The organism is Streptomyces sp. NPDC056628, assembly GCF_042792555.1.
Classification (GTDB): Bacteria; Actinomycetota; Actinomycetes; order Streptomycetales; family Streptomycetaceae; genus Streptomyces.
Genome location: NZ_JBHTWG010000060.1, coordinates 1 through 21,296 on the forward strand (window position 1 = coordinate 1; position 21,296 = coordinate 21,296).

The 21,296-nt window shown below is 71.8% G+C and carries 21 protein-coding genes, 1 rRNA gene and 1 pseudogene; 17 read left to right on the forward strand and 6 right to left on the reverse strand.

Annotated elements, in window-relative coordinates; translation table 11 throughout:
- From rrf to ACFRAC_RS35265, 10 genes are all read left to right on the forward strand, one after another.
- Positions 1-78 (forward strand): 5S ribosomal RNA (rrf, locus tag ACFRAC_RS35220); the annotation flags it as partial.
- 62 nt (positions 79-140) lie between these two features.
- Positions 141-785, forward strand: a complete 645-nt coding sequence (locus tag ACFRAC_RS35225; RefSeq protein WP_382938873.1) for an HAD family hydrolase — start codon at positions 141-143, stop codon at positions 783-785.
- Positions 786-855: 70 nt separating this feature from the next.
- Positions 856-1,611, forward strand: a complete 756-nt coding sequence (locus ACFRAC_RS35230; protein ID WP_382938876.1) for a VC0807 family protein — start codon at positions 856-858, stop codon at positions 1,609-1,611.
- Between the two features lie 66 nt (positions 1,612-1,677).
- Positions 1,678-2,898: an MFS transporter gene (locus ACFRAC_RS35235; RefSeq protein ID WP_382938879.1), complete on the forward strand. Its 1,221-nt coding sequence runs from the start codon at positions 1,678-1,680 to the stop codon at positions 2,896-2,898.
- Positions 2,849-4,015, forward strand: a complete 1,167-nt coding sequence (locus ACFRAC_RS35240) for an acetoin utilization protein AcuC (RefSeq protein ID WP_382938882.1) — start codon at positions 2,849-2,851, stop codon at positions 4,013-4,015. Before ACFRAC_RS35235 ends, ACFRAC_RS35240 begins: the two co-directional genes overlap by 50 nt.
- Before the next feature lie 81 nt (positions 4,016-4,096).
- Positions 4,097-4,912: a phosphatase gene (locus ACFRAC_RS35245; RefSeq protein WP_382938885.1), complete on the forward strand. Its 816-nt coding sequence runs from the start codon at positions 4,097-4,099 to the stop codon at positions 4,910-4,912.
- A gap of 129 nt (positions 4,913-5,041) precedes the next feature.
- Complete coding sequence (locus ACFRAC_RS35250; RefSeq protein WP_004984898.1) at positions 5,042-5,254, forward strand: helix-turn-helix domain-containing protein; 213 nt, start codon at positions 5,042-5,044, stop codon at positions 5,252-5,254.
- Between the two features lie 152 nt (positions 5,255-5,406).
- The gene (locus tag ACFRAC_RS35255; RefSeq protein WP_003948845.1) at positions 5,407-5,505 is read left to right on the forward strand and encodes a 30S ribosomal protein bS22; all 99 of its coding nucleotides are present in this window, start codon (positions 5,407-5,409) and stop codon (positions 5,503-5,505) included.
- A gap of 186 nt (positions 5,506-5,691) precedes the next feature.
- The gene (locus ACFRAC_RS35260) at positions 5,692-6,753 is read left to right on the forward strand and encodes an NAD-dependent epimerase/dehydratase family protein (RefSeq protein ID WP_382938888.1); all 1,062 of its coding nucleotides are present in this window, start codon (positions 5,692-5,694) and stop codon (positions 6,751-6,753) included.
- Between the two features lie 14 nt (positions 6,754-6,767).
- A complete protein-coding gene (locus ACFRAC_RS35265) occupies positions 6,768-7,820 on the forward strand; it encodes a lysophospholipid acyltransferase family protein (protein WP_382938891.1) in 1,053 nt (350 codons plus the stop codon).
- 96 nt (positions 7,821-7,916) lie between these two features.
- Here the strand turns inward: ACFRAC_RS35265 and ACFRAC_RS35270 are convergent, their stop codons facing one another.
- The 3 genes from ACFRAC_RS35270 to ACFRAC_RS35280 all read right to left on the reverse strand — a co-directional run bounded on the left by ACFRAC_RS35270 (position 7,917) and on the right by ACFRAC_RS35280 (position 11,425).
- Positions 7,917-9,161 (reverse strand): DUF5667 domain-containing protein, encoded by a 1,245-nt coding sequence (locus ACFRAC_RS35270; protein WP_382938894.1) that lies wholly within the window; start codon positions 9,159-9,161, stop codon positions 7,917-7,919.
- Between the two features lie 251 nt (positions 9,162-9,412).
- Positions 9,413-10,186 (reverse strand): ECF subfamily RNA polymerase sigma factor, BldN family, encoded by a 774-nt coding sequence (locus ACFRAC_RS35275; protein ID WP_361348708.1) that lies wholly within the window; start codon positions 10,184-10,186, stop codon positions 9,413-9,415.
- A gap of 318 nt (positions 10,187-10,504) precedes the next feature.
- Positions 10,505-11,425 (reverse strand): HAD family hydrolase, encoded by a 921-nt coding sequence (locus tag ACFRAC_RS35280; RefSeq protein ID WP_382938901.1) that lies wholly within the window; start codon positions 11,423-11,425, stop codon positions 10,505-10,507.
- Positions 11,426-11,545: 120 nt separating this feature from the next.
- On the opposite strand from ACFRAC_RS35280, the gene ACFRAC_RS35285 reads away from it, so the two are divergent.
- The 5 genes from ACFRAC_RS35285 (at position 11,546) to ACFRAC_RS35305 (ending at position 17,292) form a co-directional block, all read left to right on the forward strand.
- Positions 11,546-11,833, forward strand: coding sequence for a glutaredoxin family protein (locus tag ACFRAC_RS35285; RefSeq protein ID WP_382938906.1), 288 nt, complete (start codon positions 11,546-11,548; stop codon positions 11,831-11,833).
- A 284-nt stretch (positions 11,834-12,117) separates the two neighbouring features.
- Positions 12,118-12,879, forward strand: a complete 762-nt coding sequence (locus ACFRAC_RS35290) for a redox-sensing transcriptional repressor Rex (protein WP_382938908.1) — start codon at positions 12,118-12,120, stop codon at positions 12,877-12,879.
- Complete coding sequence (locus tag ACFRAC_RS35295) at positions 12,876-14,597, forward strand: glutamyl-tRNA reductase (protein WP_382938912.1); 1,722 nt, start codon at positions 12,876-12,878, stop codon at positions 14,595-14,597. The genes ACFRAC_RS35290 and ACFRAC_RS35295 overlap by 4 nt, the downstream gene beginning before the upstream one ends.
- Positions 14,594-15,589 (forward strand): hydroxymethylbilane synthase, encoded by a 996-nt coding sequence (gene hemC, locus ACFRAC_RS35300; RefSeq protein ID WP_382938916.1) that lies wholly within the window; start codon positions 14,594-14,596, stop codon positions 15,587-15,589. Before ACFRAC_RS35295 ends, hemC begins: the two co-directional genes overlap by 4 nt.
- The gene (locus ACFRAC_RS35305; protein WP_382938919.1) at positions 15,586-17,292 is read left to right on the forward strand and encodes a uroporphyrinogen-III synthase; all 1,707 of its coding nucleotides are present in this window, start codon (positions 15,586-15,588) and stop codon (positions 17,290-17,292) included. Before hemC ends, ACFRAC_RS35305 begins: the two co-directional genes overlap by 4 nt.
- A gap of 55 nt (positions 17,293-17,347) precedes the next feature.
- On the opposite strand, the gene ACFRAC_RS35310 is transcribed toward ACFRAC_RS35305, so the two are convergent.
- From ACFRAC_RS35310 to ACFRAC_RS35320, 3 genes are all read right to left on the reverse strand, one after another.
- Positions 17,348-17,542, reverse strand: a complete 195-nt coding sequence (locus tag ACFRAC_RS35310) for a DUF397 domain-containing protein (RefSeq protein WP_361348689.1) — start codon at positions 17,540-17,542, stop codon at positions 17,348-17,350.
- Positions 17,539-18,372, reverse strand: a complete 834-nt coding sequence (locus ACFRAC_RS35315) for a Scr1 family TA system antitoxin-like transcriptional regulator (RefSeq protein ID WP_382938922.1) — start codon at positions 18,370-18,372, stop codon at positions 17,539-17,541. The genes ACFRAC_RS35310 and ACFRAC_RS35315 overlap by 4 nt, the downstream gene beginning before the upstream one ends.
- A gap of 103 nt (positions 18,373-18,475) precedes the next feature.
- Positions 18,476-18,994, reverse strand: a complete 519-nt coding sequence (locus ACFRAC_RS35320) for an SMI1/KNR4 family protein (RefSeq protein ID WP_382938925.1) — start codon at positions 18,992-18,994, stop codon at positions 18,476-18,478.
- A 105-nt stretch (positions 18,995-19,099) separates the two neighbouring features.
- Between ACFRAC_RS35320 and hemB the strand changes: the two genes are divergently transcribed.
- Positions 19,100-20,098, forward strand: a complete 999-nt coding sequence (hemB, locus tag ACFRAC_RS35325; protein WP_382938927.1) for a porphobilinogen synthase — start codon at positions 19,100-19,102, stop codon at positions 20,096-20,098.
- A 426-nt stretch (positions 20,099-20,524) separates the two neighbouring features.
- Positions 20,525-21,153: pseudogene (locus tag ACFRAC_RS35330) on the forward strand (hypothetical protein).
- Positions 21,154-21,296 lie beyond the last annotated feature (143 nt).

The following is a 21,296-nucleotide window of genomic DNA, read 5'->3' on the forward strand; positions in this document are numbered from 1 at the left end:
CCGAACCCGGAAGCTAAGCCTTACAGCGCCGATGGTACTGCAGGGGGGACCCTGTGGGAGAGTAGGACACCGCCGAACAATTTTTGGGAAAGGGCTCACACCTTACGGTGTGGGCCCTTTCTGCATTTAAGCTCGGACTTATGCGCTACGACCTCGTCATTTTTGACAACGACGGTGTTCTCGTCGACAGCGAGCCCCTTTCCAATCGGCTCCTCGCGGCCTACCTGACCGAGCTCGGGCACCCGACGTCGTACGAGGACTCCATCCGGGACTACATGGGGTCGGCGATGCACCGGGTGCACGACCTGGTGCTCGATCGCACAGGGGAGCGGCTTCCGGCGGACTTCGACGACGTTTTCCACGCACGGGTGTTCGCCGCGTTCGAGCGGGAGCTGAAGCCCGTGGCCGGCGCCGGTGACGTCCTGGAGGCGCTCGCCGCACGCGGAGTGCCGTACTGCGTGGCCTCGTCGGGGAGCCATGAGCGGATCAGGGTGGGGCATCGGGCGACGGGTCTGGACCGGTGGTTCGACGACGCGCGGATCTTCAGTTCGCAGGATGTGGGGCGGGGGAAGCCCGCACCGGACCTCTTCCTCCATGCTGCCCGGCGGATGGGGGTCGCGCCCGAGCGGTGTGTCGTCGTCGAGGACAGTCCTCTGGGGGTGCGGGCGGCCGTGGCCGCGGGGATGGACGTCCTCGGGTTCACCGCCATGACGCCCGCCGAGCGGCTGTCCGGGGCGACCGAACTCTTCTCCGACATGGGCGAGTTGGCCGATCTGTTGGGCTGACATTTGTCATGCCGAGGGCCGGACGATCGTTTCTACCGGGGACCCCCGCCCGGCCGCGAAGCTTATGGGTATGACGACGAACATGGGGACGGCCGAGGGAAGCACGACCGGTGGGCGGAACAGGCTGCTGCGGAACTTCCTGCCGTTGATCATCGATGTGGCGGTGCCGCTCGGGGCGTACTACCTGCTGAAGAACGGCTTCGGGATGAGCGCCCTGACGGCGCTCGCGCTCAGCAGCGTCGTGCCGGCCGTGCGCACCGGGTGGAGCATGTGGAGGGCGCGGGAGGTCAACGGGATGGCCGCGCTCATCCTGGTGGTGAACGTCGTCTCGCTGCTGCTGAGCTTCGTGGCGGGTGACCCGCGGCTGATGATGGCCAAGGACAGCGCCATCAGCAGCACGATCGGGATCGGGATCATCGCCTCGGTGGTGCTGGGCAAGCCGATGATGACGGCGGGGATGAAGCCCTGGGTGGTGAAGGGCGACGCGGGCCGGGAGGCCGCTTGGGCCCGGCTGCACGGGGGCTCGGCACGTTTCCGGCGGGCCGAGCGGCTGTTCTCGCTGGTGTGGGGTGTGGTCCTGCTCGCCGAGTGCGTGGTTCGGGTCGTGGGGGCGTACACCCTGCCGGTGGACACCATGGTGTGGCTCGGCAACGTGATCATGACCGTCGCGATGGTGCTCGGTTTCGTCGTCGGTGGGGCGCTGGGCGCAGGGCCGATGGCCGCGATGGTCGTCGCCGAGACGAAGGCGTGGGCCGAGCGGGACGCGCGCGAGGGCGGGCCCGGGGTGAGCGGTCCGTCCACCGCGCCCCTGATCGCCGCCGGTTGAAGCTGACGGAAATTCACCTTTGGCTGGATCTACCCACGGGTACCCCGGGGCCCTACGCTCGCCGCCATGACTGATGTGCTGCGGCGCGGTAGGGCCTCGCTGGCGTTCGGTTTCTTCGCCCAGGGCGTCGCCTTCGCTCTGCTGGTGACGCGTATCCCGGCCATCCAGGACCGGTACGGGGTGTCCGACGCGCTGCTGCCGGCCTTTCTCGCGGCCGTGCCGATCCTCGCCGGCGTCGGCAGCGTCACGACCGAGAGGCTGGTGCGGCGTATCCGCCCGAGCCGGCTGCTGCGCTGGTCGCAGCCCGTGGTGCTGCTGGCGCTGCTCGGCGTGGGGGCCGGGGACCGCATGGTCGAACTGGCCGTCTCGCTCGCGGCGTTCGGGCTGGCCGTGGGCGCGCTGGACGCCTCGATGAACATGCTCGGGGTGAGCCTGCAGCGGGCGTACGGCCGGAGCATCATGCTCAGTTTCCACGCGGCGTACAGCCTGGGCGGGATCGTGGGGGCGTCGCTGGCGTGGGCGGGGGCGCACTGGGATCTGCCGCTGGCGGTGTCGTATCTGCCGGTCGTCGTGGTGCTGCTGCCGGCAGCGCTGGTGGGGAGCCGGTGGTACGTCGACGCCACGAAGACGCGGACGCCCGTGGCGCAGGACGCGGGGGAGGGCGGCCAGCCCGTCGTGTTCAAGGCGCTGCTGCCGCTGTGTCTGGTGATGACCTTCGCGTACATCGGGGACTCGACGGTCTCCAACTGGAGCGCGAAGTACCTGCAGGACGTGCTCGGCAGCTCCGAGCAGCTGGCGACCGTGCCGTACAACGTGTACATGGTGACCACGCTGCTGGGGCGGGCCATCGGGGACTTCGGGGTGCGGCGGCTCGGGGCGGTGGCCGTGGTGCGGCTGGGGGCGCTGGTGGCGGCCGTCGGGTTCGCGGTGGTGGCGACGGCGCCGGGCGCCTGGTTCGGGATGCTGGGGTTCACGCTGCTCGGGCTGGGGCTGTGCGTGCTGGTGCCGCAGACGTTCGCGGCGGCCGGGAGGCTGTTCCCGGGGGCGTCGGACGCGGCCGTCGCGCGGCTCAACGTCTTCAATTACGTGGGCTTCCTGATCGGTTCGCCTCTGGTGGGGGCGCTGGGCGACGCGTGGAGCTATCGGGGGGCCATGCTGGTGCCGATGGTGTTGGTGCTGGTGACGCTCGTGTACGCCCCTTCGTTCGCCGCGCGGCCGGACCGATACGGTGGCGGGCATGAGCGGCCGCGCACAGCTGATGTGGGACGAGGCAGTAACGGGCTATGACTTCGGCCGGGACCATCCGATGGACCCGGTGCGCCTCGGTCTGACCAGGAAACTCGTCAAAGCCTTCGAGCTGGACCAGCACGTGGACGTCGTCGCGGCCCAGCCGGCCGGTGAGTCGACCCTGCGGCTGGTGCACCGGGAGGACTACATCGCGGCCGTGAAGGCGGCGTCGGCGGACCCGCGGGCGGCCGACCAGTCGTACGGTCTGGGCACCCTGGACGATCCTGCGTTCGCCGGGATGCACGAGGTCTCGGCGCTGATCGCAGGGCAGTCGGTGGGCGCGGCGGAGGCCGTGTGGCGGGGGAGCGCGCTGCACGCGGTGAACTTCACGGGCGGGCTGCACCACGCGATGCCGGCCGGGGCGTCCGGGTTCTGCATCTACAACGACGCGGCCCTGGCGATCGCCCGGCTGCTGGAGCTGGGTGCGGAGCGGGTCGCGTACGTGGACGTCGACGTGCACCACGGGGACGGGGTGCAGGCGGCGTTCTGGGAGGACCCGCGGGTGCTGACCATCTCGCTGCACGAGCACCCCCGGACGCTGTTCCCGCAGACCGGGTGGCCGCAGGAGACCGGGGCCGCCGAGGGGTCCGCGGTGAACGTGGCGCTGCCGGCGGGCACCGGGGACGCGGGCTGGCTGCGGGCGTTCCACGCCGTGGTGCCAGAGCTGCTCGCGGACTTCAGCCCGCAGGTGCTGGTGACGCAGCACGGGGCCGACACGCACTTCGAGGATCCGCTGGCGCATCTGGCGGTGTCGCTGGACGCGCAGCGGGCCGTGCAGGTGGCCTGCCACGACCTGGCGCACGAGCACGCCGGGGGGAAGTGGCTCGCGCTGGGCGGTGGCGGGTACGCCGTGGTCGAGGTGGTGCCGCGGTCGTGGACGCATCTGGTGGCGATCGCGGCGGGGCGGCCGATCGAGCCCACGACGCTGGTCCCGGAGAGCTGGCGGCAGGAAGTGTACGCGCGGACGCGGCAGTTGGGTCCGGCCCGGATGACCGACGGGCGGTGGCCGGTGGCCTGGGCGGACTGGGAGTCGGGGTACGACCCCGCGGACCGGCTGGACCAGGCGGTGCTGGCGACGCGCAAGGCGGTGTTCCCGCTGCGGGGGCTGCTCCCGTAGGAGGCGTTCCATTAGCCCGACCGTGCGGTCCTTGCCCGGTTCGGGCGTCCGTGGGGTGTCCGGTCCGCCAGCATCGCTGGGGTGCTGAGTACCGCGGCGCTTCGCGCTCATCTCGTGGCCGTGGGGCTGGCCGGGACGGTGGCGACCTCCCGTGAGGCGAGTCTCAGGAGTTACCGGCTGTTCGCCGCGCGGGATCCCCGGGTGCTCGTCGGGCTGGACCCCGAGGGGGCCTGGGGGCAGCGCGAGCTGCTCGCCCTGATGGCGGAGAGGTGTGGGGTTTCGGCCGATCCCGGCTGTGTCTCGGGTCCCGATGTGATCGATCCGGAACGGACTTTGACCGCTCTGGACGCCTTTTCCGACCGGATCGGGAGGGTCGCCCAGCGTGGTGGACCGGTGCTGCTCGGCACCGGGCACCCCCACCGGCTGCTCGGGTTCTACGGCGCCCTGGCAGACGCGCTCTCGGCGGCAGGGTGTGCCGTCCTCACCCCGGCGCATGGTCGCCGTGTCGACATAACGACCCGGTTCGGTCTACGTACGTACAACCTCGCCTACGTACGGGGAGTCGCGCTGGTGCGGGCGCCCGACGCGTCCCGCTCCGGTTGTGAGCCCGGCGTGCACACCCACTCCCCCCTCCCGGTTCGGGTCGCGCTGGCCGCCGCCGCCGAGGCCGGCGGGCCGCTGCCGCAGCTGGTGATCGGGGACCACGGCTGGGTCTGCGGGGCAGGTCAACTGGGGTTCGAGGCCATTGGGCTCGCCGACACCAACGACCCCGCGCTCTTCGTGGGGGAGGCCGAGGGGTCCGTGTCCGTCGCCGTTCCACTTGATGACGCTGTGCGGTCTGATTACTACCGGCCGCTTACCCGCTACGTACTCAATCGAGCGTGTCTGTCACAGTAGGTCGCCGATGGCTGCACCTCTTCCCCACTCGCATCACCCGCACCTACATTGGGGAGTGAGCACGCAACGACGAAGAGTCACCGGAAGGGGAAGCCGGTGGCCGTCGAGTGCGGAAGGTTCAGGTGTGTCATGGCTGCAGCTGGCGAGAGGCCTCTGAACGAGGTTCAGTTCCTTACCGTGGCGGAGGTCGCCTCGGTGATGCGAGTGTCGAAGATGACCGTGTACCGGCTGGTGCACAGCGGTCATCTGCCCGCGATCCGGGTGGGACGGTCGTTCCGTGTCCCGGAGCAAGCGGTTCACGAGTACCTTCGCGAGAGTTACGTGGGGGTGGAAACCGCCTGACGGCACGGGCCGGGGGGTTGCCGGGACCGCCGGTGACCCCCTCGCCCCCTCGATTACGACCTCAGCGCCGGGGCGGGTAGGCTAGCCCCTCGTAGGTCGTGTGGGCCCATGGCGCCCAAACACCGAGTGATGAGAAGTGAGCGAGGGTAGTCGTGGGCTCTGTTATCAAGAAGCGGCGCAAGCGGATGGCCAAGAAGAAGCACCGCAAGCTGCTCAAGCGCACGCGCGTTCAGCGTCGCAACAAGAAGTAAGCGGCGCCGCGAGAAGCGGCGTGTCTGTGGCCCCCCACCGCATCCGGTGGGGGGCCACAGTGTATGACGGGGGAATTTCCGTCACGTCACGCATCGGGTGGTCATCACAGCGCAACATCCACCCGCTAAGTTGGCGGCACACGGGGAACTCGGCTGGGTACGAGGGCTGGAAGGAAGGCGCTGATCTTGGGCAAGGTCGTGCTCGTCACCGGGGTGGCCCGTCAACTCGGGGGCCGCTTCGTACGCCGTATCCAGCGGGACCCCCAGGTGGACCGGGTGATCGCCGTGGACGTGGTGCCGCCGGAGCACCACCTGGGCGGCGCGGACTTCATCCAGGCCGACATCCGGCAGCCCTCCATCGCGCGGGTGCTCGCGGAGAGCGGCGCCGACACCGTCGTGCACATGGACGTGACCGGGACCGCGCTGGCCAGCGGCAGCCGGACCACGGTCAAGGAGACCAACGTCATCGGGACGATGCAGCTCCTCGGTGCCTGCCAGAAGTCCCCCCTGGTCGAGCGGCTGGTGGTGAAGTCCGGTACGAACGTGTACGGGTCGGCGCCCCGCGACCCGGCCGTCTTCACCGAGACCACCCCGCCCAAGTCCCTGCCCAGCGGCGGCTTCGCCAAGGACATCGTCGAGGTCGAGGGCTATGTGCGCGGGTTCGCCCGGCGGCGGCCCGACGTCGCCGTGTGCGTGCTGCGGTTCGCCAACATCCTCGGCCCCACCGCGGACACCCCGCTCGCCTCGTACTTCTCGCTGCCCGTCCTGCCGACCGTCCTCGGGTACGACCCGCGCCTGCAGTTCGTGCACGAGGACGACGTCATCGAGGTGTTGCGCATCGCCTCCCACGAGGCGCGCCGGGGCACGCTGAACAGCGGCACCTTCAACGTCGCCGGGGACGGCGTCCTGCTGCTCTCCCAGTGCGCGCGGCGGCTGGGGCGGCCCACGGTGCCGCTGCTGCTGCCCGCCGTGACGTGGGCGGGCACTCTGGTGCGTACGCTGGGAATGTCGGACTTCTCGCCGGAGCAGATCCGGTTGCTCACCCACGGCCGGGTGGTGTCCACGGACCAGATGCGCGAGACCCTCGGATTTCAGCCGAAGTACACGACGGCCCAGACGTTCGCGGACTTCGCGAGCAGCCGCGGCCCGGGACTGCTGCCGCCCGAGGCCCTCGCGGGGGCCGTCGACCGGATCGCCGCGCTGCCCGTCCTGGACGGCGGTCACCCCCCGACGCAGAGCGCCAACTGAGGAGCGCATCAACGATGGCGGACGCCAAGGTCATTCCGTTCGACGACGACCGGTCCCGCGGAGGCGCCGTACAGCGGCCGCCGCGGCGCCGGAGCACGGCGAGCCGACGCCAGGACGGTGAAGGCGGGCCGGTCGGTGAGGTCCAGCCCCTGCCGGGACGGTCCCTCGCGCAGGATGATGTCCCTGTGACTCCTGAGGAAGAGCCGGCTCCACAGCCCTCGCACGACGGCGGTCTGGAGCGGCGCATCGCGAGCGGCCTGGCCTTCCTGCGCCGGCGTCTCACCGGGGACTACGACGTCGACGACTTCGGGTACGACGAGGAACTCACGGACCAGGTCCTGATGTCCCTGTTGCGGCCGGTGTACGAGAAGTACTTCCGGGTCGACGTGAAGGGCGTGGAGAACATCCCGGCCGAGGGCGGCGCGCTGATCGTCGCCAACCACTCCGGGACGCTGCCGCTGGACGGCCTGATGATGCAGGTCGCCGTGCACGACCACCATCCCGCGGGACGCCATCTGCGGCTGCTCGCCGCCGATCTGGTGTTCATGCTGCCGGTGGTCAACGAGCTCGCCCGCAAGCTCGGGCACACGCTGGCCTGCACGGAGGACGCCGACCGGCTGCTCGGGCAGGGCGAGTTGGTCGGTGTGATGCCGGAGGGCTTCAAGGGCATCGGCAAGCCCTTCGGCGAGCGCTACAAGCTGCAGCGCTTCGGCCGGGGCGGCTTCGTGTCCACGGCGCTGCGCCGGCAGACGCCGATCATCCCGTGCTCGATCGTCGGGGCCGAGGAGATCTACCCGATGATCGGCAACGCGAAGACGCTGGCCCGGGTGCTGGGCATCCCGTACTTCCCGCTGACGCCGACCTTCCCGTGGCTGGGTCCGCTGGGAGCGATCCCGCTGCCGACGAAGTGGACGATCCAGTTCGGCGAGCCGATCCACACCGACGGTTATCCGCCGGAGGCGGCCGAGGACCCGATGCTGATGTTCAACCTCACCGACCAGGTCAGGGAGCAGATCCAGCACACGCTCTACAAGCTGCTGGTGCAGCGCCGGTCGGTCTTCTTCTGACGGGTCGCGCGACGGCCCTGGCGGGCGCGTACACGACGATGGGGCACCCCCGGTGGAAGGGGTGCCCCATCGGCGTACAGGAGGGTGGCGGAGCCGCTAGTCGGCGTCCTCTCCCTCGATGCCCAGGCCGGGCAGGAGACCCGGGAGCAGGGGCGGGAGAGTGACCGCCGGGCCGTTGGCCGGGGTGGACGCGGACGGCGAGGCGCCCGAGCCGCCGGTGGCCCTGGGCGGGTCGAGCAGGCCACCGGTGTTCCCGCCGAGCAGGCCGTCGCCCTCGCCGGCGGAGTCCTCGGCCGACTTGCTGGGGCCGCCGGTGCGGTGGCCGCCCTCGGTCGAGCCGCTGCCGCCGGCGCTGGGGTGGGCCGACTTGTCGGCGCCGGACGTGCCGGTGGAGGACGAGCCGGAGCCACCCCGGCCCTTGCCGTCACCGCCGTCCTTGGCGGGAGGCGGGAGCAGGGACTGGAGCGGGGCGACCTCTTCGTCTATGGCGTCGAAGACGGACGACACCCGGTCGCTGACGTCCCCGAGCTGGAGGGGGAGCCGCTCGCGCATGCTGCCCCAGGTGGCGCGGTGGGAGCGGGAGAACGCGGAGAGGGCCTGGATGGGTCCCAGGGAGTCCGGGTGGCGCTCGTACGCCTCGCGCAGCAGCCGGTGGCCCTCGGAGGCGTCGTGCTGCATGCCGGACAGGGCGCGGCGGATCTCGGCGAGCGACTCGTGGTCGTACTGGCCGCCGCGGCCGCGCTCCATCAGCCTGCGGGCCTCGCTCAGCCGGGTGGAGGCCTGGTCGAGGTAGACGCGCCCGCGTTCGTCCTCGCCGTCGGCCAGGACGTTGAGCTTGAAGTCCTCGATGCCGCGCTTGAGGCCGTAGAGGGAGTCGCCGGGCAGGGCGTCGCCGCTGGCGGCGGCCACCCCGCCGAAGGCTCCGGCGGCGACTCCGACGCTGAGTCCGCCGGCGGTGAGTCCCTTGGCGAGGCGTGAGCGCGGACGGAGTTTGCTCATCGGGGTCGCCCGGTGGGCCCCGCGCGCCCGCTCGGACCGCTGTCCGGGCAGGGTGGGACCCGCCTCGCCCGCCGCGGTGCCCTCTTGGAGCATGGCCTCCATCGCGGCCACGAGCTGGGCTCGCTGCACGACCTTGACCTCGGGGTCGAGCACGGGCTTGGGCAGCTCGCCGAGACCCGTGGCCAGGGCCAACAGGCGCCCTTGCTCGGTCTGTTCCGCAGCAGCCGGTGCCGGTCCCCCGGGCTGCTCGGCCTGCTCGGCCGCCGTGCCCCGGTCGGTCAGCTCCTCCAGGGCCTGGGCGAAGGCGCTCGTCCGCCGGTGCGCCGATACGTTCGCGATCACTGGCGGCACCTCCTCTCGTCATGACGGTCGACTCCCCAGGGGGTCCTGAGGGTTGCACCCCCTGACCGTTTCCACACGATCGGGTGATCGAAGTGGGTCAGGGAGTGACCACAGGGAGCCTGCATCCCGCACAACGAGTGGCGCGCCACTTGGGTTACGGACGAAGGATGAACGGGCCGCGAAGTCAACGGACTTTCACCGAGGGTGAGTTGGCGATTGCGGACAGTGTCGGTGCGGTAGGGGGGACGCGCTCAGCGCGCGTCGTCCGGGAGCAGTCGGGCGAGGGTGCGGACGGCCCGGTACTGGAGTGTCTTGATGGCGCCCTCGTTCTTGCCCATGACGCGGGCGGTCTCCGCGACGGAGAGGCCCTGGAGGAAGCGGAGGGTGACGCACTCCTGCTGCTGCGGGTTGAGCCGCCGGACGGCCTCCAGCAGCGCGGCGTTCGAGAGCGATTCGAGGACGGAGTCCTCGGGTGAGCGCTCGACCTCGTTGGCGTCGAGCATCTCGCCGGTGGTCACCTCCAGCCGGAAGCGGCTGGACTTGAAGTGGTCGGCGACCAGGTTGCGGGCGATGGTGACGAGCCAGGCGCCGAAGTCCCGGCCCTGCCAGGTGAAGGTGCCGATGCGGCGCAGGGCCCGCAGAAAGGTCTCGCTGGTGAGATCCTCCGCGGTGGCCTTCCCCCCGACCCGGTAGTAGATGTAGCGGTACACGGTGTCGCTGTACTGGTCGTAGAGCCGGCCGAACGCGTCGGCCTCGCCGGCCTGCGCGCGTTCCACCAGGTCCATCATGCGCGCGCTGTCGCTGTCCGCGGCGGGGCGGCGGGCGGTCGTCGCGCCGGTCGAGCGCCCCCGTCTGCCGACGGCGGCGCTCCCCTCGGCGAGCGCGTAGCACGGGCCTACGGGTGCGGCGGTTACGGCGAGGGCAGGGACGGCGTACGCGGTGGGGACGAAACCGCGCAACAGGTCGAGGACCGTCGCGCGGAGCGTAGCCAGGCCCGAGGCGTCAACCCCGACGTGTGGGTACACGGGACTCCCAGAGGCAGAGCTTCCATCACATGCAGTACGGGACCGTTCACCCGTCGTAGCGACGGAGGGGTACCGGAATGCGTCTGAGGAGAATAACGCTTCGTGCAGGCACTGCTACGCCCAGTTGCTCAAATCACCGATTGCGTCTCTTCTGTAGCCGATTGACGCCCGATCAAGTGCCATAGAGTGACCGTTTGTTGATCGAGTCCGTCCGTCTTCCGGCTGACAACAGGGCGTGTTGTGGCCGTGTCCAGCCAACGTGACTGGACAGACGGGTGCCTGGGTGGAGAGACGGCTCGGCCCGCGGGCCGGGCGTGCCTACCGGCGGCGCCGGTGCAGGGCGATCGCGGCCGCCGTGCCCCCGGCCACCGCGCCGACGCCCGCCGCGGCGGGGATGCCGACCTTGGCCGCCTTGCGGCCCGTGCGGTAGTCGCGCAGCCGCCAGTCGAGCTTGCGGGCGTGCTTGCGCAGCTTGGCGTCGGGGTTGATCGCGTAGGGGTGCCCGACCAGGGAGAGCATCGGGATGTCGTTGTGCGAGTCGCTGTACGCGGCGCACCGCGACAGGTCCAGGCCCTCCGCCAGGGCCAGGGCGCGCACGGCCTCCGCCTTCGCCGGGCCGTGCAGCGGCTCGCCGACGAGCTTGCCCGTGTAGACGCCGTCCACCGACTCCGCGACCGTGCCCAGGGCGCCGGTCAGGCCGAGGCGGCGGGCGATCACCGTGGCGATCTCCACCGGTGCCGCCGTGACGAGCCACACCTTCTGGCCCGCGTCCAGGTGGGCCTGGGCGAGGGCGCGGGTGCCGGGCCAGATGCGCTCGGCCATGTACTCGTCGTAGATCTCCTCGCCGATCGACTGGAGCTCGGCGACGCGGTGGCCCTTGACGATCGACAGCGCCGAGTCGCGGGCCTCCTGCATGTGCTCGGGGTCCTCGACGCCGGCCAGCCGGAACCACGCCTGCTGCCAGGCGAACCGGGCGAGCTCGCGCGTCTCGAAGAACTTGCGCTTGTACAGGCCCCGCCCGAAGTGGAAGAGGGCGGCGCCCTGCATCACCGTGTTGTCCAGGTCGAAGAACGCGGCGGCCCGTTCGTCGCCGAGCACCGGGAAGTCCGGTTCGGCGGCGGATACCTCCGCGACCTCCTGCGAGGACTTGCGCGCTGCCTCCGCCGAGGCCTCGCCAGCCAACACGCTCCGCGCCGTGGCGGGACGCCTACGGGGGGTGAGCCATCCAAGAGCGGCCATGTTCGTGAGCATAGCCATTCCCTTCGGGGCCTCCGGGACCGCGACGTTCAAAAGTCGTGAACTCTCCGCGTCCCCGCAGTTAAACGGCGTGGTCCGACATGCGCGCCGCGGCGCGGGACAATGGCCGGCATGAGCCCGCTCTTCCGTCGCACTCCGGCCAGGCCTCCGCAGGACCGGCTCGTCACCCTCATCGGCAAACCCGACTGCCATCTGTGCGATGACGCGCGGAGCGTGGTGGAGCGGGTGTGCGCCGAGGCGGGCGTGCCGTGGGAGTGGAAGGACATCACCCAGGACCCGCGGCTGCACGACGAGTACTGGGAGCAGATCCCCGTGGTCCTCGTCGACGGCGAGCAGCACACGTTCTGGCGCGTGAACGAGGACCGCCTCCGCAAAGCACTGACCGAGTAGTCCAAAGTTCTCCGGAAACGGCTTAGGATCGACGGCGAAGTGGTCTCGGGGGCGGGGATCGTCGAGGAGAGTGTGCGGTTTTGCCCCCAGGAGCAGAGGAACGGTGGTGCGTATGCGCCGGTTCCACAGCGGTGCGCCGGGCGTGCGTGAGCCCGGTCACGTTGGGCGGGCAAATCGGACACCATCTTTGTGCACGCGTTCACAAAGACATAGCCTTCATTCGACGGGGCGGTCATGTAGGGACGTGTGACCGCCTACAGCCCCGCTCTACCCGCAGGAGCACCGTGGCAACTGGCCGAACTCACCGACCGGCGACCCGCAGCCGAGGGATTCCCGAGGCCACCGTCGCCCGGCTTCCGCTGTACCTCCGAGCCCTGACCGCACTGTCGGAGCGCTCGGTCCCCACGGTCTCCTCCGAGGAGCTCGCGGCCGCGGCGGGGGTCAACTCCGCGAAGCTGCGCAAGGACTTCTCCTACCTCGGCTCCTACGGGACCCGTGGCGTGGGGTACGACGTCGAGTATCTCGTGTACCAGATCTCCCGTGAGCTCGGGCTCACCCAGGACTGGCCGGTAGTGATCGTCGGTATCGGAAACCTGGGTGCCGCGCTCGCCAACTACGGCGGGTTCGCCTCCCGCGGCTTCCGGGTCGCCGCGCTCATCGACGCCGACCCCGCCATGGCGGGCAAGCCCGTCGCCGGCATCCCCGTGCAGCACTCCGACGACCTGGAGCGGATCATCCAGGACAACGGCGTGTCCATCGGCGTCATCGCCACCCCGGCCGGCGCCGCCCAGGCCGTGTGCGACCGCCTCGTGGCCGCGGGCGTCACCTCCATCCTGAACTTCGCGCCGACCGTGCTGTCCGTGCCGGACGGCGTCGACGTGCGCAAGGTCGACCTCTCCATCGAGCTGCAGATCCTCGCCTTCCACGAGCAGCGCAAGGCCGGTGAGGAGGCCGCCTCCGCCGGCGGTGTCCGGGCCGCAGCCGCCCGCAGCACCTCCGCCGACCAGGGACCCGACGGGGACGTGCCCGCCGTGATGCCGGCATGAGTCTGCTCGTCGTCGGGCTGAGCCACCGCAGCGCCCCCGTCAGCGTCCTGGAGCGCGCGGCACTGAGCGCGGACGCCCAGGTCAAGCTGGTCCAGGACACGGTCGCCGCCGAGCCGGCCACCGAGGCCGCGGTGCTCGCCACCTGCAACCGCATCGAGCTGTACGCCGACGTGGACAAGTTCCACGCCGGTGTCGCCGAGCTGTCCACGCTGCTCGCCCAGCACAGCGGGGTGGGCCTCGACGAGCTCACGCCGTACCTGTACGTCCACTACGAGGACCGCGCCGTCCACCACCTGTTCTCGGTGGCCTGCGGACTCGACTCCATGGTGGTCGGCGAGGGCCAGATCCTCGGCCAGATCAAGGACTCCCTGGCCAAGGCACAGGACCTGCACAGCGCCGGACGACTGCTGAACGACCTGTTCCAGCAGGCTCTGCGGGTCGGCAAGCGCGCCCACTCCGAGACCGGCATCGACCGCGCCGGGCAGTCCCTGGTCACCTTCGGCCTGGAGCAGCTCGCCGAGGGCGCGGACGTCACCGCCTGGGCGCGCGGCAAGAAAGCCCTGGTCATCGGCGCGGGCTCGATGTCCTCCCTGGCCGCGGCCACCCTCGCGCGGGCCGGGGTCGGCGAGATCGTCGTCGCCAACCGCACCCGGGAGCGCGCCGAGCGCCTCGCCGAGATCCTCACCGACGGCACCCACCTGTCGGCCCGCGCGGTACCGATGGACGCGGTGCCGGTCGAGCTGACACGTGCCGACGTCGTCGTGTCCTGCACCGGTGCCACCGGGCTGGTCCTCAGCGCGGAGGAGGTCGCCGGCGCGGTCGAGGGCCGGACCGGCCGGCCGGCCGCCTTCGACGGCGGTGGGCGTACGGCGCCCGCGCCCCGGACGGAGGCCGACGGCACCGACGTGTCGCGGACCCCGCTGCCGCCCTCCGGGGTCGGCACCGACGAGGAGTGCCCGCTGGACCTCGCCGCGGTGCAGGGAGGTTTCTCCGTGCACGGCGAGGCCGCCGTCGCCGGCATGGACGCGGCCACCCTGGAGCAGCACGCGGCCTGGGCGGCCGGCGGCGCCGTCGACCGCCGCGAGGCGTCCCGCCGCAGCCCCGAGACCGACGCCGAACTGATCACCGCGCTCGCCGCGACCGCGGCCACCGTCGGCCGCATCCCCGAGCGCCGCAGGCCCGAACCGGTCGCCGAGACGCCCCGCCGGGCAGCCGTGCTGGCGCTCCTCGACCTCGCCATGCCGCGCGACATCGACGCCGCCGCGCACCGGCTCACCGGAGTGCGGCTGGTGGACATCGAGTCGCTGGCGGAGGCCTCGGCCGACGCGCCCATGGCGGCCGACGTCGACCAGGTCCGCCGTATCGTCGCCGACGAGGTCACGGCCTTCGGGGCGGCGCAGCGGGCCGCGCACATCACGCCGACCGTCGTCGCCCTGCGCACGATGGCCGCCGACGTCGTGGCCGGCGAGATCGCCCGACTGGAGGGCCGTCTGCCCGGCCTGGACGACAAGCACCGCAGCGAGATCACGCAGACCGTGCGGCGCGTGGTCGACAAGCTGCTGCACGCCCCGACCGTACGGGTCAAGCAGCTCGCCGCGGAGCCCGGCGGCGCCGGGTACGCGGACGCCCTGCGGACCCTGTTCGACCTCGACCAGGAGACGGTGGCCTCCGTCTCCCGGGCCGGGGAAAGCACCGAGAAGAACCGAGGCCCACGATGACTCAGCAGCCACTACGGCTCGGCACCCGGCGCAGCAAGCTCGCCATGGCCCAGTCCGGGCAGGTCGCGGACACCGTGAGCCAGGTGACCGGACGCCCCGTCGAACTCGTCGAGATCACCACGTACGGTGACATCTCGCGCGAGGCCCTGTCGCAGATCGGCGGCACGGGTGTGTTCGTCACCGCGCTGCGCGACGCCCTGCTGCGCGGGGAGGTGGACTTCGCGGTGCACTCCCTGAAGGACCTGCCGACCGCCCAGCCCGAGGAGCTGGTCCTGGCGGCGGTCCCCGAGCGCGAGGACCCGCGGGACGTGCTCGTCGCACGGCACGCGCTCAAGCTCACCGACCTGCCGCGCGGCGCCCGCATCGGCACGGGCTCGGCCCGCCGGGCCGCCCAGCTGAACGCGTACGCCCGCGGCCACGGCCTGGACGTCGAGACGGTCCCGATCCGCGGCAACGTCGACACCCGCATCCGGTACGTGCACGACGGCGAGCTGGACGCGGTCGTCCTGGCCGCGGCCGGCCTGAGCCGCATCGGCCGCCTCGACGAGGTGACCGACTTCCTGTCGGTCGACACGGTTTTGCCCGCCCCCGGCCAGGGGGCCCTGGCGATCGAGTGCACCGCGGACAACGCGGACCTCGTCGCCGCGCTCGGCGAGCTCGACGACCCCTTCACCCGGGTCGCCGTCACCGCCGAGCGGTCCCTGCTCGCCGCCCTGGAAGCCGGCTGCTCCGCCCCTGTGGGCGCGCTGGCCGACCTACCCCCGCTCTCGGCTCCGCTGGAGCGGGGGGACCCCCAGGCCGAACGGCAGATTGTCAAGGAAATGCGCCTGCGCGGCGTCGTCGGTACTCCCGACGGCACGCGGATGGTGCAGCTGTCCACCACCGGTCCCGTGCCCGAGACGCACGACCAAGCGCTGGCGCTCGGTCGCGAACTCGCAACCGAGATGCTTGCCCAGGGCGCGGCCGGTCTGATGGGGGAGCGAGCACAGTGAGCCCCACCACTCTTCCCGCCGGCCTCGATCACGGGCACGTCACCTTCCTGGGTGCCGGACCCGGGGATCCGGGGCTGCTGACTCTGCGCGCCGTCGAGGCGCTGGCGCACGCGGACGTACTGGTCGCCGAGCACGAGGTGCTCGACGTCGTACGTCAGCACGCCAGGCAGGGCGTCGCCGAGGTGCACACGGACAAGGGCCCCGACGGGGACACCGTCCCGGGCACAGGCACGCCCCAGCTGGCCGTTGTTGACGGCGCGTCAACGACCGCTGCGCTACCCGCGGTGCGGGATGCCGCACATCTTGTCATGGAGGCCGCGCGGGGCGGCAGGCGGGTCGTGCGTGCGGTGTCCGGGGACCCCGGCCTCGACACGTACGCCGCCGGCGAGATGCTGGCCTGCGCCGCGGCCGGTGTGCCGTTCGAGGTCGTGCCCGGTGTCGCCGCGGCCGTCGGCGTGCCGGCGTACGCCGGTGTGCCGCTGCGGGACGCGCAGGGCACGGACGTGCGGTTCGTCGACGCGCGGACCGCGTCCGACCGGTGCTGGACCGAGGTGGGCGCGTCGGACGGGACCGTCGTCGTGTCGACGACCCTCGACAGCGTGGCCGCCGCGGCCGGCGAGCTGGTGGCGGCCGGGCGCAAGCCCGACACACCGCTGACGGTGACCGTCGCCGGCACCACCACCCGGCAGCGGACGTGGACCGCGACCCTCGGGACGATCGCCCAGACGCTGAAGCAGGCCAAGGTGCTGCCCTCGCCCGAGGGCGGCAGGCCGGTGATAGCCGTGGTCGGTGAGCGTTCCGCGGCCGCCCAGCGCGACCAGTTGTCGTGGTTCGAGTCCAAGCCGCTGTTCGGGTGGCGGGTGCTCGTGCCGAGGACGAAGGAGCAGGCGGCCTCGCTCTCCGACCAGCTGCGCTCCTACGGGGCCGTGCCGCACGAGGTGCCGACGATCGCCGTCGAACCGCCGCGCACGCCCCAGCAGATGGAACGGGCCGTCAAGGGCCTGGTCACCGGCCGCTACGAGTGGATCGCGTTCACCTCGGTCAACGCGGTCAAGGCGGTACGGGAGAAGTTCGAGGAGTACGGCCTCGACGCCCGGGCGTTCGCAGGGATCAAGGTCGCGGCGGTCGGCGAGCAGACCGCGAAGGCGCTCATCGCCTTCGGCGTGAAGCCGGACCTCGTGCCGAGCGGCGAGCAGTCGGCCGCCGGGCTGCTGGAGGACTGGCCGCCCTACGACCCGGTCTTCGACCCGATCGACCGCGTCTTCCTGCCCCGCGCCGACATCGCCACCGAGACCCTGGTCGCCGGGCTCATCGAGCTGGGCTGGGAGGTCGACGACGTCACGGCCTACCGGACCGTACGGGCCTCGCCGCCGCCGGCGGAGACCCGCGAGGCGATCAAGGGCGGCGGCTTCGACGCCGTGCTCTTCACCTCGTCGTCCACGGTCCGCAACCTCGTCGGCATCGCGGGCAAGCCGCACAACGTGACGGTGATCGCGTGTATCGGCCCGGCCACGGCCAAGACCGCCGAGGAGCACGGCCTGCGGGTGGACGTGATGGCCCCCGAGCCGTCCGTGCACAAGCTGGCGGAGGCTCTGGCCGACTTCGGCGCGCGGCGCCGTGCGGCGGCCCTCGACGCCGGGGACCCGGTGACGCGGCCGAGCGAGCGGCGCCCGGGGGCGCGGAGACGCCGGTCGACGACCTGAGCATGAGACGGCCCGCACCCGAGTACTCGGGTGCGGGCCCTTCGCATGCGTGCCGTCAGCGCCCGGAGGCGTACGGCAGGAAGGCCGTCCACGTGGTGGGGGCGAGGGCGAGGCGGGGGCCGTCCGGGTCCTTGGAGTCACGGACGAGTATGCGGTCGGGGGTGGGGGCGACTTCGACGCAGTCGGGGCCCTCGTCCGTGCTGTAGCTGCTCTTCGTCCAGGTGAGGTCGGTGTAGGGCTTGAGGGTCATGTCTCTCCAAGCACGTTCTCGATGAGGGCCATCGACTCTCGTGGGCTGAGAGCCTGCGCCCGGATGGTCCCATAACGGATGTCGAGGAGCTGCACTTCCTTCGGCTCGCTGATCACGCGACTGATGTGCTGCACCTCCACGTGTCCGACGGTGGTGCCGTCCTTGAGTCTGAGCAGCCGGAACGAACCGGCGAGACCCGAGTTCTCCTCATGGCTCAGCGGAAGCACCTGGAGGTCGACGTTGGGCAACTCGGCGACCTCCAGCAGCCGTTCGAGCTGTCCACGCATGACCATCCTGCCCCCGATGGGCCGACGGAGCGTCGACTCGCACTGGACGAAACTGAAGAGGGGGCGGGTCGTCGTGGCACTGACGATCTCCTGACGCGCCACCCGGGCCGACAGCCGTTGCTCCAGTTCGTCGGCCGAGAAGGGGGGTCGGCGCGCACCGAACACGGCTCGTGCGTACGCCGGGGTCTGCAACAGCCCATGCACCACCGAGCTGTTGTAGGCCCCCAGCTCCACCGCCTCCGCCTCCAGCCGCTTCAAGTCCCGTACCTTCTTCGGGTACCGGACCTCCGCCACGTCCCTCTTCATCGCGGCGATCTTCCCGCCCGCGCCCAGGGCCCGGTCCGCCGCGTCCAGGTACTCCGGCCGGGGGATGCGCTGGCCCCGCTCCACCGCGGAGACCAGTTCCTCGCCGTACCCGATGGCCGCCGCGAGCTCCGCCTGGGTGAGCCCGGCCGCCTCCCGCCACAGCTTCAGCTGCCGTGCGACCGTGCGCATCACGGCCCCGGCCTCCTCGTCGTCCAGCCCCGTCTCCCAGCCGCTCATGCCGTCGTCCCTCCCGCCGCGCGCCCCTTCCCCGGACCAACTCGGTGCGGGCGCGCGGGGTCACCCCGGACGGCCCGGACAAGAGCCGGACAGATCCGGTGGGTCAGCGGCAGAGGGCCTCGATGTCCTCGGCGAAGGCCGGGAACTCCGCGCGGGCCTCGGCCAGGAGGGCGAGGGCCGGGCGGCGCGGGGTGGTGGCGTGGCGTTCGGCGAGGGCGGTGAGGGCCGCGTCGGGGCGTGGGTCGCGGCCCCCGAACTGGACGGCCTCCAGGGGGCCGCAGCCGTCGGCCAGCATCCACAGGAAGTCGGAGAGGTTCCCGGCGACCACGCCGACTTCGCCCTCCGAGCCCATGAAGACCACGGGCTGCTCGGCGAGGGGGCGGCCCGGACGCACGAGCCAGAGGGCCGCGAGGCCGCCCGTTCCGTCCTGCCCGAACACCCGGTAGGCGGCGCCGTCGAGTTCGGGGTTTCCCGTCCACTGGCGCAGCCAGCCGGTGGTCTCCTCGGCCGGCTCGAAGGCGTCGTAGGGCTCGAAGTCGATGCCCTCGCCGTCGGCGTAGTCGATCCCCGTGCGTGCCAGCTCGGCGAGAGACGGGGGGAGGGTGCGGTCGTCTTCTGTCATCGTCCGGTCCACCCGCGCAATGTAAGGGCCGGGACTGACATCCGGGCCGGGCGGGCCGACTGCGCGTCGGCAAAGGCACCGGTGGGGCGGGCGTAGCGTAGAGGGATGACGACGTACGGATCCTTCCCCGGTACTCGGCCGCGGCGTCTGCGGACCACCCCCGCCATGCGGCGCATGGTCGCCGAGACCAGGCTGCACCCCGCCGACCTCATCCTCCCGGCCTTCGTGCGGGAGGGCGTCAGCGAACCGGTGCCGATCGAGGCGATGCCGGGAGTCGTCCAGCACACGCGGGACAGCCTGAAGAAGGCCGCCGCGGAGGCCGTCGCGGCCGGCATCTCCGGGATCATGCTGTTCGGCGTGCCGGAGGAGAGCAAGAAGGACGCCGTCGGCACCGCGGGCACCGACCCGGACGGCATCCTCCAGGTCGCCCTGCGGGACGTACGGGCCGAGGTCGGCGACGACCTGCTCGTCATGTCCGACCTGTGCCTGGACGAGACCACCGACCACGGGCACTGCGGTGTGCTCGACGCCGAGGGCCGGGTCGACAACGACGCGACGCTGGAGCGGTACGCCGAGATGGCGCAGGTCCAGGCCGACGCCGGCGCCCATGTCGTCGCGCCCAGCGGGATGATGGACGGGCAGATCGGCGTCATCCGTGACGCGCTCGACCAGATCGGGCGCGAGGACGTCGCGATCCTCGCCTACACCGTCAAGTACGCCTCCGCGTTCTACGGCCCCTTCCGGGAGGCCGTCGGCTCGTCCCTCAAGGGCGACCGCAAGACCTACCAGCAGGATCCGGCGAACGTCCGCGAGTCCCTGCGGGAGCTGGCGCTCGACCTGGAGGAGGGCGCCGACATGGTGATGGTCAAGCCGGCCGGGCCCTACCTCGACATCCTGGCGCGGGTCGCCGACGCGGTGGACGTGCCGGTGGCCGCGTACCAGATCTCCGGCGAGTACTCGATGATCGAGGCCGCCGCCGAGAAGGGCTGGATCGACCGCGACCGGGCCATCCTCGAGTCGCTGACCGGTATCCGGCGCGCGGGCGCGCGGAACATCCTCACCTACTGGGCGACGGAGGTCGCGCAGAAGCTCGGCCGTTCGTAGCGGCGCTCTTCGACGGCCCGCTCCCGCTGTCGGCCGCCGCTCCCGACGGGCCCTCGTCGCGCAGGCCCTTGCCGTCCTCGCACGCGGTGAGCGTGAGGGCGGCGACCGCCACCAGCGTGGCGGCGGTCAGCCGGGCGCGGAAGCGTGGGGGGTGAGCGGACATGAGGCGACCCTCTCCATGAGTGCGGGCTGGGATCGTGCCCAGCCTGCTCGATCACCCGGGCCGGTCGCCACCCCGTGCGGGGGATCTGGGACGCCTGAGGTCACCGCACGCCGCTGACCTGTACAGATGCGGTGGATCGGGGGACGGGCGTGGGACGGCCGGGCGGCGCTGTCCGTATCGCGGAAAGGTCGTTGTAGAGGGCATATGGATCTCTAGGCTGCCGGGCGGGAAGCGCACCCCGCCGCAGCCGAAGGAGCCGTCCGATGACCGTCGCCGAGCCCGTGCCCGCAGCCCTCCGCACCCCGGCGGCCGTACCGCCGCTCGCGGCGCGGACCACCGCCGTCGGCGGATCGCCCGTCCGGGACATCCTCGCCGTCACCGCACGCCCCGAGGTCATCAACTTCGCGGGCGGCCTGCCCGCGCCCGAGTCGTTCGACCGTCAGGCCATCGCCGCCGCCTTCCAGGCCGTGCTGACGGAGACGCCCGCGCGGGCGCTCCAGTACTCCACGACCGAGGGCGAGCCGGGTCTGCGGGCCGGGCTCGCCGCCCGGACCACGGCCCTGGGCCTGGCCACGGACGCCGACGACGTCCTCGTGACGACCGGCTCCCAGCAGGGCCTGTCCCTCCTGGCGACCGCCCTGCTGGAACCCGGCGACACCGTGCTTGGCAGCGGCCCGAGGGCGGCATGTTCGTCTGGGTCCGGCTGCCCGCGTCGTACGACACCACCGCGCTGCTGCCCCGGGTGGTGCGGCACGACGTCGCCTACGTCCCCGGGGCGCCCTTCTACGCCGGTGAGCCGGAGCGGTCCACGCTGCGGCTGTGCTTCGTGACGCAGACACCAGAGGAGATCGCGGAGGGGCTGCGGCGGCTGGGGGAGGGGCTGCTCTCCTAGGGCGTGTTTCGCAAGTCCCGTCTGGTCCGCGGCGTCTGGCACGGCGCCTCGCCGCGTTGTCGGGATCGTCCGCGTACGCCCAGTACGCGGACGACCCACCCCCATGCGAAGCACCGCACCACACCAGTGTCTTATAAACAAAA

Coding starts and splice junctions, on each gene's coding strand:
- ACFRAC_RS35265 (WP_382938891.1), top strand. CDS start 6,768: ATGGCGGACGCCAAGGTCATTCCGTTCGACGACGACCGGTCCCGCGGA.
- ACFRAC_RS35315 (WP_382938922.1), bottom strand. CDS start 18,372: ATGAGCGGCTGGGAGACGGGGCTGGACGACGAGGAGGCCGGGGCCGTG.
- ACFRAC_RS35310 (WP_361348689.1), bottom strand. CDS start 17,542: ATGACCCTCAAGCCCTACACCGACCTCACCTGGACGAAGAGCAGCTAC.
- ACFRAC_RS35230 (WP_382938876.1), top strand. CDS start 856: ATGACGACGAACATGGGGACGGCCGAGGGAAGCACGACCGGTGGGCGG.
- ACFRAC_RS35285 (WP_382938906.1), top strand. CDS start 11,546: ATGGCCGGCATGAGCCCGCTCTTCCGTCGCACTCCGGCCAGGCCTCCG.
- ACFRAC_RS35280 (WP_382938901.1), bottom strand. CDS start 11,425: ATGGCCGCTCTTGGATGGCTCACCCCCCGTAGGCGTCCCGCCACGGCG.
- ACFRAC_RS35240 (WP_382938882.1), top strand. CDS start 2,849: ATGAGCGGCCGCGCACAGCTGATGTGGGACGAGGCAGTAACGGGCTAT.
- ACFRAC_RS35295 (WP_382938912.1), top strand. CDS start 12,876: ATGAGTCTGCTCGTCGTCGGGCTGAGCCACCGCAGCGCCCCCGTCAGC.
- ACFRAC_RS35250 (WP_004984898.1), top strand. CDS start 5,042: ATGGCTGCAGCTGGCGAGAGGCCTCTGAACGAGGTTCAGTTCCTTACC.
- hemB (WP_382938927.1), top strand. CDS start 19,100: ATGACGACGTACGGATCCTTCCCCGGTACTCGGCCGCGGCGTCTGCGG.
- ACFRAC_RS35320 (WP_382938925.1), bottom strand. CDS start 18,994: ATGACAGAAGACGACCGCACCCTCCCCCCGTCTCTCGCCGAGCTGGCA.
- hemC (WP_382938916.1), top strand. CDS start 14,594: ATGACTCAGCAGCCACTACGGCTCGGCACCCGGCGCAGCAAGCTCGCC.
- ACFRAC_RS35235 (WP_382938879.1), top strand. CDS start 1,678: ATGACTGATGTGCTGCGGCGCGGTAGGGCCTCGCTGGCGTTCGGTTTC.
- ACFRAC_RS35225 (WP_382938873.1), top strand. CDS start 141: ATGCGCTACGACCTCGTCATTTTTGACAACGACGGTGTTCTCGTCGAC.